The 9254-nt window shown below is 57.0% G+C and carries 6 protein-coding genes; all 6 read left to right on the forward strand.

Features of this window, described 5'->3' with window-relative positions; genetic code table 11:
* Nucleotides 1–46 precede the first annotated feature (46 nt).
* Nucleotides 47–2326, forward strand: coding sequence for an FAD-dependent oxidoreductase (locus tag B3187_RS11495; protein WP_286806556.1), 2280 nt, complete (start codon nt 47–49; stop codon nt 2324–2326).
* Between the two features lie 14 nt (nt 2327–2340).
* Nucleotides 2341–3369, forward strand: a complete 1029-nt coding sequence (gene galE / locus B3187_RS11500) for a UDP-glucose 4-epimerase GalE (RefSeq protein WP_286806597.1) — start codon at nt 2341–2343, stop codon at nt 3367–3369.
* A complete protein-coding gene (locus B3187_RS11505) occupies nt 3366–4415 on the forward strand; it encodes a UDP-glucose--hexose-1-phosphate uridylyltransferase (protein ID WP_286806557.1) in 1050 nt (349 codons plus the stop codon). Before galE ends, B3187_RS11505 begins: the two co-directional genes overlap by 4 nt.
* 4 nt (nt 4416–4419) lie before the next feature.
* Nucleotides 4420–5607, forward strand: coding sequence for a galactokinase (galK, locus tag B3187_RS11510; protein WP_286806558.1), 1188 nt, complete (start codon nt 4420–4422; stop codon nt 5605–5607).
* A gap of 47 nt (nt 5608–5654) precedes the next feature.
* Nucleotides 5655–7157 carry a sialate O-acetylesterase gene (locus B3187_RS11515; RefSeq protein ID WP_286806560.1) on the forward strand — a complete coding sequence of 501 codons (1503 nt, stop codon included), beginning with the start codon at nt 5655–5657 and terminating at the stop codon, nt 7155–7157.
* 58 nt (nt 7158–7215) lie between these two features.
* Nucleotides 7216–9254 (forward strand): beta-L-arabinofuranosidase domain-containing protein (locus B3187_RS11520; protein ID WP_286806561.1); only part of this gene is annotated, 2039 nt, incomplete at its 3' end.

Raw genomic sequence — 9254 nt, forward strand, 5'->3', positions numbered from 1 at the left:
GCGGCGACGCATTATGAGTTTGATCTGATTTTGTTAGGATACGATTATGTTGTTACACGATGCTTTGCCCGAGGGGCGCCAAAATACCATCAAGCGCATTGACGCAGAGCTGGTGGTTATCGGTGGTGGGCTGTCCGGTTGCTGCGCGGCCATCTCGGCGGCGCGGGCGGGAAAAACGGTGTGCCTGATTCAGGATCGGCCCGTGTTGGGAGGCAATGCCTCCAGCGAAGTTCGCCTCTGGAGCCTGGGCGCCACTTCGCACATGGGTAATAACAATCGCTGGTCCCGTGAAGGAGGCATCATCGATGAGTTGTTGCTGGAAAACTTGTATCGAAACCCGGAAGGCAATACCGTTATTTTCGATACCGTGTTGCTCGACAAAGTTCGTGCGGAAAGCAATATTACACTGTTGCTGAACACCGCCGTGTACAACACGGTAAAAGACGGCACGCGCCATATTGCCGCCGTGCAGGCATTTTGTTCGCAGAATTCGACCACTTACGACGTTCAGGGGCAGTATTTTTGCGACGCGTCTGGTGACGGTCTCGTGGCGTTTCAGGCAGGGGCCGCTTTCCGGATCGGCGCCGAGTCTTGCGAGGAGTTCGGTGAAAAACTGGCTCCGGAGAAAGCGGACACGGAGCTGCTGGGCCATTCCATTTACTTTTACAGCAAGGATGTGGGCCGCCCGGTGAATTTTGAGCCGCCGTCGTTTGCCAGTATTGACAAAGTGACGCTGGATCGCATCAAACGCATTCGTCGGGACGATATCGGGCCGCGTCTCTGGTGGCTGGAATACGGTGGCAACTGCAACACGATCGAAGACACCGAGGAAATCAAGTGGGAACTCTGGAAAGTTGTCTACGGCGTGTGGGACTACATCAAGAACAGCGGCAACTTTGATGGCGTGGAGAACCTGACGCTGGAGTGGGTCGGAACGATACCGGGCAAGCGCGAGAGCCGCCGCTTCGAAGGCCTCTACATGATGACTCAGCAGGATGTGGTGGAGCAAAGGTCGTTTCCCGATGCGATCTCTTACGGCGGCTGGTCGATTGACCACCATCCCGGAGACGGCGTTTACAGCAATAAAGCGCCGTGCCGCCAGTTTCATTCCAAAGGCGTCTACCAGATTCCGTTGCGAAGCATGATCAGCAAGGACATCGATAACCTTTTTTTTGCGGGACGGATTATCAGCGCGAGTCATATCGCGTTCGGTTCCACACGCGTCATGTGTACCTGCGCACACGGTGGGCAGGCGGTCGGACAGGCGGTGGCGCTGTGTCTGGAAAGCGGGTGGCAACCTACGGAACTGCTCGAAACAGAACCTCTGGCGATGCTGCATGGCAGGCTCAATGCCATGGGACATTTTATTCCCCAAGTGCCTTCGGTACCGACCGATAATCTGCTCAGCCGCGCGACGCTGGAATCGTCCAGTGAACTGATGCTGGAACAACTGCCGGCCGACGGTCCGTGGAGATCCCTGGCTGTGTCCGCAGCGCAATGGTTGCCGATGAAACAGGGCGTGAGCTATACCGTGCGCAGCCGCATCCGATCGGCGGCGGAAAATCGCTTGACGGTACAACTGAGGGCCAGCTCCAAACCGGAGAACTTCACTCCGGATCTTGTGCTGGAAGAAGTCGAGGTGGCGGTCTCTCCGGGCGAACAGGACGTGACGGTAACGTTCTCGAAAACGCTGCCTGCCGATCAGTACGGTTTCATTGGCTTTATCGGGGATGAAAGCCTGGAAATTGCCTGCTCTGAATCGCGAGTCACTGGGCTGGTCTCTGTCTTCAATGGTAAAAATGAGGCAGTGTCGAACAACGGTCGACAACTGGCGGAGCCGGGTAGCGGTATTGACGAGTTTGAATTCTGGACGCCCGAGCGCCGTCCCGGTGGCCACAATCTCGCCTTATCGGTGTCGCCGCCCATCAGTGATTTTTCCGTGCAGAACCTGACCAGTGAATACACCCGTCCCTATCAACGGTCCCATGCCTGGGTGGCGGCGCCGGGTGACGTCCAGCCAGAAGTCATCGTTCGCTGGACCGAGGCGCAGAAATTGACCCGCGTGACGCTTTACTTCGATACGGACTTTGATCACGCACTGGAATCGTCACTCTACGATCACCCCGAACGAACCATGCCGTTCTGTGTGAGTGATTACGAAGTCTATGCCGACGGCGACCGCTTGCTGAAAGCCGTGAGCAATAACTACCAGAGTCGCAATGAACTGTTGTTGGACGAGCCGGTGACGACGAAGACATTGCGTTTACGATTGAAGCGCAAAAGTGCGCAAGTGCCGGTCTCTCTCTTCGGGCTGAGCGCGAACTGAACGGAGGGCGCATGATGGAAAACACGATTCTGGTGACGGGCGGGGCGGGGTTTATCGGTAGTCACACCTGTATCGCTCTACATGAAGCAGGATTTCGGCCCGTGATCCTGGACAACTTTTCCAATGCCAGTGCCAGAGTGCTGGATCAGTTGGAGCGCATAACCGGACAGCGTTTTCCGCTGGTGCGCGGCGACATCCGGGATGCTGATCTGTTGCGCGACACCTTTCAGCGCTATTGCATTGATGCCGTGTTTCACTTTGCGGCGCTCAAGGCAGTCGGTGACTCCGTGCGGCAGCCATTGGCTTACTATGAAAACAACGTGGGTGGTTCTATAGCGCTGTTGCAGGTTATGCAGCAGTGCGGCGTTCGGCGTATGGTCTTCAGCTCGTCCGCTACCGTTTATGGTGAGCCACACTATGTGCCCATCGATGAGGCTCACCCGATCGGGGCCACGAACCCCTACGGTTGGACCAAAGTCATGGTGGAGCAATTACTGCGTGATGTTGCCACGGCCGATCCGGATTTTCTTGCACTGGCACTGCGGTATTTCAACCCGGTAGGCGCTCATGAAAGCGGCCTGCTGGGGGAAGATCCCCTGGGCACGCCCAATAACCTGGTGCCGTTTATTGCTCAAACGGCCATCGGCCGCCGCGAACACGTGCAGGTGTTTGGGGCGGATTACCAGACGGCCGATGGCACAGGCGTGCGTGATTATATTCACGTCATGGATCTGGCCGAGGGGCATGTCGCCGCGTTTCGAACTCACCGCGGGGACTTCGGATTCAAGCCCTATAATCTAGGTACCGGGCGCGGCAGTTCCGTGCTCGAAGTCATCAACGCTTTCGAAAAGAGTTGCGGCTCACGCATTCCCTGGAAAGCGGCACCCCGCCGGCCGGGAGACGTCGCCGTGAACTGGGCCGACCCGGCCCTGGCCGTCAAACGACTCAACTGGCAAGCCCGTCGGGACCTGCAAACCATGACCGACGATGTCTGGCGCTGGCAGTCCGCTTACCCCAACGGCCTGCAGGAGCACACATCATGAGTACGCATCCTGCTGGCATGCATCGCCGTAAAAATTTACTGACCGGTGACTGGGTACTTGTATCGCCGCATCGCAATAATCGCCCTTGGAAGGGCGCAACTGAGGCGACTCAAACCAAGGAAGTGTCCGCTTACCAGACTGACTGTGCGCTCTGTCCGGGAAATACGCGAGCCAACGGCGAGCATAACCCGCCGTACCGTGAGACCTTTGTCTTTACGAATGATTTTTCGGCACTTTCGAAGCTTTCGGGACCGGACGAGACGCCCGCGTGCGACGGCGACGACGCGCTGTGGGTGAGCGAGGAGGTGTTTGGCGAGTGCCGCGTTGTTATTTTTTCTCCCGACCACAGCCAGTCGTTGCCGCGGATGACCGAAGCGGAAATCGCCAGAGTGGTCAACACCTGGGTAGCGGAATTCAAGCGTTTAAGAACGACGTATCGCTGGGTGCAGGTGTTCGAAAACAAAGGTGAAGTGATGGGGTGTTCGCAGCCGCACCCGCACGGTCAGATCTGGGCCCACGATTTTGTCCCCTCGCTGGTAACCAGGGAGGATGAGTGCCAGGTGAATTACCACCAGCGCCATCACTCACCGCTGTTGCTGGACTACGCCATGCGCGAATCGCGCAGTGGGGCGCGTACCGTGGTGGAAAACGATGACTGGATTGCAGTGGTTCCTTACTGGGCGGCCTGGCCGTTCGAAACCCTGTTGCTGCCCAAACACCTGATCGCCCGGCTCGACGATATACCTGAGCCGTTGCAGCGCTCGCTGGCCAGCGCACTCAAGGAATTGACCGTTCGCTACGACAATTTATTCCAGTGCAGCTTTCCCTATTCCATGGGATGGCACGGTGCCCCGAACCATTTGAGCCAAACGGCGCACTGGCAATTGCACGCGCACTTTTTCCCGCCGTTGTTGCGTTCCGCCACCATCAAAAAGCACATGGTAGGCTACGAAATGCTGGCAGAGGCGCAGCGCGACCTGACGCCCGAAGTAGCCGCCAGTGCATTGCGTGATGCCGGTGCTGTCCATTACTCAGAAAGGGGGTGAAGCTGTGCAATTATCCGATGTAATAGGTGCTGCCGACAGGTTTGAGCTGGATGATGCCTTCGATATGCGAGGCGCGTTCCAGAAAGTGTATGGCGTCGCCGCTACCGGTGTGGTTTCCGCACCAGGCCGAGTGAACCTGATCGGTGAACATACCGATTACAATCAGGGTTTTGTGCTGCCCTGCGCATTGGAGTTTCATACCCGTGTCGCCTTCCGTCCCCGCGCGGACAGCCGGGTTCAAGTCACCTCGTTGAACTATGGGCTCGAAACGGTCCGATTTGACCTCGCGCAGCGGCTACATCGCGGACCGTGCGACTGGGTCAATTATATTGTCGGTGTTTACGATGTGTTGCTAAAGCTTGGCCATCGCCTCAGAGGGGCCGACCTCCTGATTATGGGTAATGTTCCGCAAGGCGCGGGCTTGTCGTCATCGGCGGCGTTGGAAGTGGCCGTGGGCGGTGCGTTGAACGCCATGAACGAATGCGGACTTTCACCGCAAGACATTGCCCGGATCGGACAGCAGACCGAAAACGACTTTCTCGATTGCCAAACCGGCATTATGGACCAGATGGTATCGGCCTGCGCGCGTCAGGGACACGCCCTTTTGTTGGATTGTGAAGACCTGTCGACGCAGCAGATTCCCATGGTGGCCGGTTACGAACTATTGATTATCAACTCCAACGTTAAACGTTCGCTGGTGGGCAGCGAGTACAATCAGCGTCGTCTGGATTGCGAGACTGCCGCGAAAACGTTGGGTATTCCCAGTCTGCGCCACGCATCGGTTGAGCGGTTGCAAGAGGGGCGAACCGATATGAGCGAGAACGCCTATCGTCGCGCCCTGCATGTCATTACTGAAAACGAACGCACCTGTCAGGCTGCGGAGGCATTGGCCCGGAACGATTTTTCCACGCTTCGGGAACTGATGTACGCCTCCCACGATTCGTTGCGGGACTATTTTGAAGTCACCGTTCCCGAGACCGATTTCCTGGTGGATTTGATTCGATCCCAATCAGGCGACGCGGGTGCGGCCCGCATGACCGGCGGCGGATTCGGTGGCGCGGTGGTGGCGCTGGTGGAACCCGCTCTGGTGGAAACGGTCAGCCAGGCGCTGCGCGAAGCGTATCCGCGAACGTTCGGATTGCAACCGGATATCTACCGCTGTCGCACCGGGAATGGTATGCGACTGGAATAAATCAGAACCATAAAGTGGCAGGGCTCCTTTCGATGACTTTCATATCGATGACGTTCATAACAATAATTTCCACCGTCTTTAAGCCGTCGTTGCGCTGGGTTGCGATACTGTTACCGTTTCTGATGTACGCTGCCCCGGTGCTCGTTGTAGCCCAACCTGCGACCAAAGCAGGTACGGAGACAGAGTTGAGCCTGCCGCCGGTATTTACAGACCATATGGTCTTGCAGCGCGATCAGGACATACCCGTCTGGGGGAAAGGTCAGCCCGGCAGGGACGTTTCGGTCAGTCTGAATAATGAGTCGGCGGTGGACACCACTGTACTGGCGAATGGCCGCTGGCAGGTGATGTTGCCGGCGAAAAACGCCGGTGGACCTTATGTACTGACGGTACAAAGTGAGGCTGAGCGAATCGAGTTCAAGGATGTTTTTCTCGGTGATGTCTGGCTGATGGCCGGTCAGTCCAACATGGCATTTCGGTTCCGTCACTCCGCATTGGCCGAGCAGCAGGTGGCGATCGCCTCCTTGCCCAATCTTCGGATTCGTTTGCTTGAAGTGCCGAAGGTCGTGTCTGGTGGTAAACGACAGGAGCGTCCGCCCAAACCCTGGCAGGTTGCCAGTGCATCTGCTGTCAGTAACTGGTCGGCGGTCGCCCTGCATTTTGCGCTGGGGTTGCAACCGACACTCAAGGATGAGAGTTCCTCTCCGGTGGCGGTTGGCATGATCAATAGCAGCCAGGGGGCATCCCTAGTGGAAGCCTGGATGACCCCGGAGTCGTTGGAGTTGGCCGGCGGTGAGACACCGCAGGTGTTCACGGATATCCGGCGTTATTATCGCAACCCTTCGGTGCTGCAAAAGACCATGCTGGCGAGCGTTCAGCCCTACGCGGTGAAAGGCGTGGTGTGGTACCAGGGCGAATCGAATGCAGCGCGAGCCGGTTATTATGAAAAGCGGTTGTCAGCCATGATCACAGGTTGGCGGTCACTGTGGCAGACACCCGATCTACCTTTTCTGGTAGTACAGCTACCGATATATCAGCCTCCCAATGACAGCAGCAATACTAAATGGGCTGAGTTGCGCTCTGCGCAGGCAGCGGCAACAAGAAGCACACCTAATGCGTGGCTCTCGGTCACTATTGATACGGGTGACAAAGACGACGTCCACCCGGTGGAGAAGAAAGCAGTCGGTGACCGGCTGGCGCAACTGGCGCGAGCAATGGTGTATGGGCACGCGGTGCCTTATCGGGGACCCGAACCCTCCGTTATCAGTTATCGGGGCAACCGTGCTGAAGTAAGCTTTCGTTACGCTGACGGCGGGTTAAGTGTCGTTGGTAATGAACCGCCCGCCGCCCTCTCGGTGCTGGGTTCTGACGACCATTGGCAGCGTGCCGAAGCCAGCGTGGAAGGAAACATCCTGGTCGTTCAACACCCTCAAGGTCAACCGATTTCAGGCGTTCGCCACGCCTGGTCCAACGCGCCGACGGTCAATCTTTATAACGCCCAGGGTTTTCCCGTGGAACCCTTTGAAGACCGTCAGCCGCGTCCGAACCACTGAAAGGCAATTCAAACTGTACCAAACCCGTAAACGCCCCTCGTTTACGTTGGAGACTTCCATGATAAAAAAGCAATGGCTCTTCTTTCCTTTTCATCGTTCCGAGCGCATGCCGCTGCTTCAGCGCTTGACGATGTGGCTGTTTACGCTGGTATTTTTGCTGTTGGGAGTGGGGGGCTGCGATTCGGAGCCGGGCACCGACACCCAAACGCTGGTGGGAAAGACCTTAACGCTGCAGTGGCAAAACAGTGAACAAGGATGGCAGCTGGATCAGCTGGACATTCACGTCGGTGATCAGCAAGTGTCATTGGCGACAACCAGTGCCGAGTACACCCTGTTGTACTCGGCGATCCCACCCGACAGCACACCGATGGAAATATCGGAAAATGGGAAAGTGTTGGAATTTCCCGAACCGATTTACCGGTATAACACGGAAGAGTGGGGCCAGATTACCCAGCCGGTGGCGATGAACCAGGCGGGGGAGCCGTTGACATTTTTTCCGACCTTTGTCGAACGGCACCCGCAAGATGAGCAGGGTGGAAAGGATAAAAAAGGTGCGCTGGTTTTCAAAGAACATACCGAGCGCGCCGACATTGAAGCGCAGTGGCAGATGGATGAGCAGTACGATTCCGACGTCAGGGTACGGTTGACGGTGACGGCCAGGACCGACGGTTATTTTTCCGTTGCCACGCCAACGCTGGCGACGGTAGCCAAATCGGAATTGGCCTGGGGTGCCATTCCGGGGCACTTTCAGGGCGCCGACATTAACGACAGCCTGGTGCACTCTCTCGCGTACGGCCAGGGCATTCCCGATCGGCCCGTGCTGGTGCGCGAGCGCACCGCCACCACGCTCGCGCCGATGCTTAGTACGCAATCCGGTGTCACTCTGGCGGTGATTCCCGAGCCCGGCACGGGCCGCGATCCCTGGGAGCACGATCACATGACCCAGCATTCGTGGCAATTGGGACTGTCGTTGATGAATCGACAATCGCAGCTCACACCGAAAGTCTGGCATCCCGTACTGGGGGAGAAAGGTTCATTCCTGAAAAAAGGCGAGAGTGTCCAGTTTCAGTTTCGCTACAGTGTCCAAATGGCTGACTGGTTTTCGGTGTATCGCCACGCCGTGGAAGATATATACCGGTTTGACGATTTTCTGGCGTTGAAACGAACCCGGCAGTCCCTTACCGATCGTATTCTGTCCATGCACGATTATTTGCGGGATGATACGCGTTCCAAATGGCGGACCGAAATTGTGGAGGGCGTCACGCTGGGGGCGCAGGCTTACCTGGGTGGCGTGCTTAACTCGGATCGCGACGCCATGAAAAACTCCGATTACGGCGCCATGTGGATGCTGGCCCGTATTATGGATGACCCGGTGCTGAAGGAAACCCGGCTGCCGTACGCGAGAAACTTCAAACTGTTGCAGCAGCAATCCGAGCCTGGGTTCTATCACGGCGCGGCCAAAGGTCAGTATTTTCTCTCGAAAAGAGAAACCTTCACCGAAGAGTGGGGCGACTACGTTGAACCCATCGCCATTACCTATTACACACTCGTGGATATTGGCAATATCTTGCTCTTTGAACCCGACGATGAGGCGCTAAAACAGCGTTTGCGCGATGGTGCCGAACGGCTGTTGGCCTGGCAGAAGCCTGGGGGAAACTGGGCGGTCGCCTATGATCATACCAGCGAAAAACCGCTGTTCACCGAGCTGGAAGACTTGCGTCCGACCTTTTACGGACTGGTGGTAGCGTATCGGATTCTCGGCGATGAGCGTTATCTACGTGCGGCACAGAACGGGGCGGACTGGTACATCCAGAACGCGGTCAATACGGGACATTTTCTGGGTGTGTGTGGGGACAATCGGTTTGTGCCTGACTTCGCTACCGGTCAAAGTGCGCAGGCGTTACTGGACCTCTATGAGCTGACTGACGAGACGCGCTATTTGGACGCCGCCAAGCGCGCGACACAGTTTTATACCCAGTCTATTTATACGCACCCGGTTCCGGACACGACAGGAAAAAACGTTCATGGCGTGGGTCGGGAGGATTGGGAGATCTCCCAGGTGGGGCTCAGCAACGAACATGGCGGGGGCATTGGCTC

Source organism: Marinimicrobium sp. UBA4209 (assembly GCF_002381585.1).
In the GTDB taxonomy this organism is placed as follows: Bacteria; Pseudomonadota; Gammaproteobacteria; order Pseudomonadales; family Cellvibrionaceae; genus Marinimicrobium; species Marinimicrobium koreense.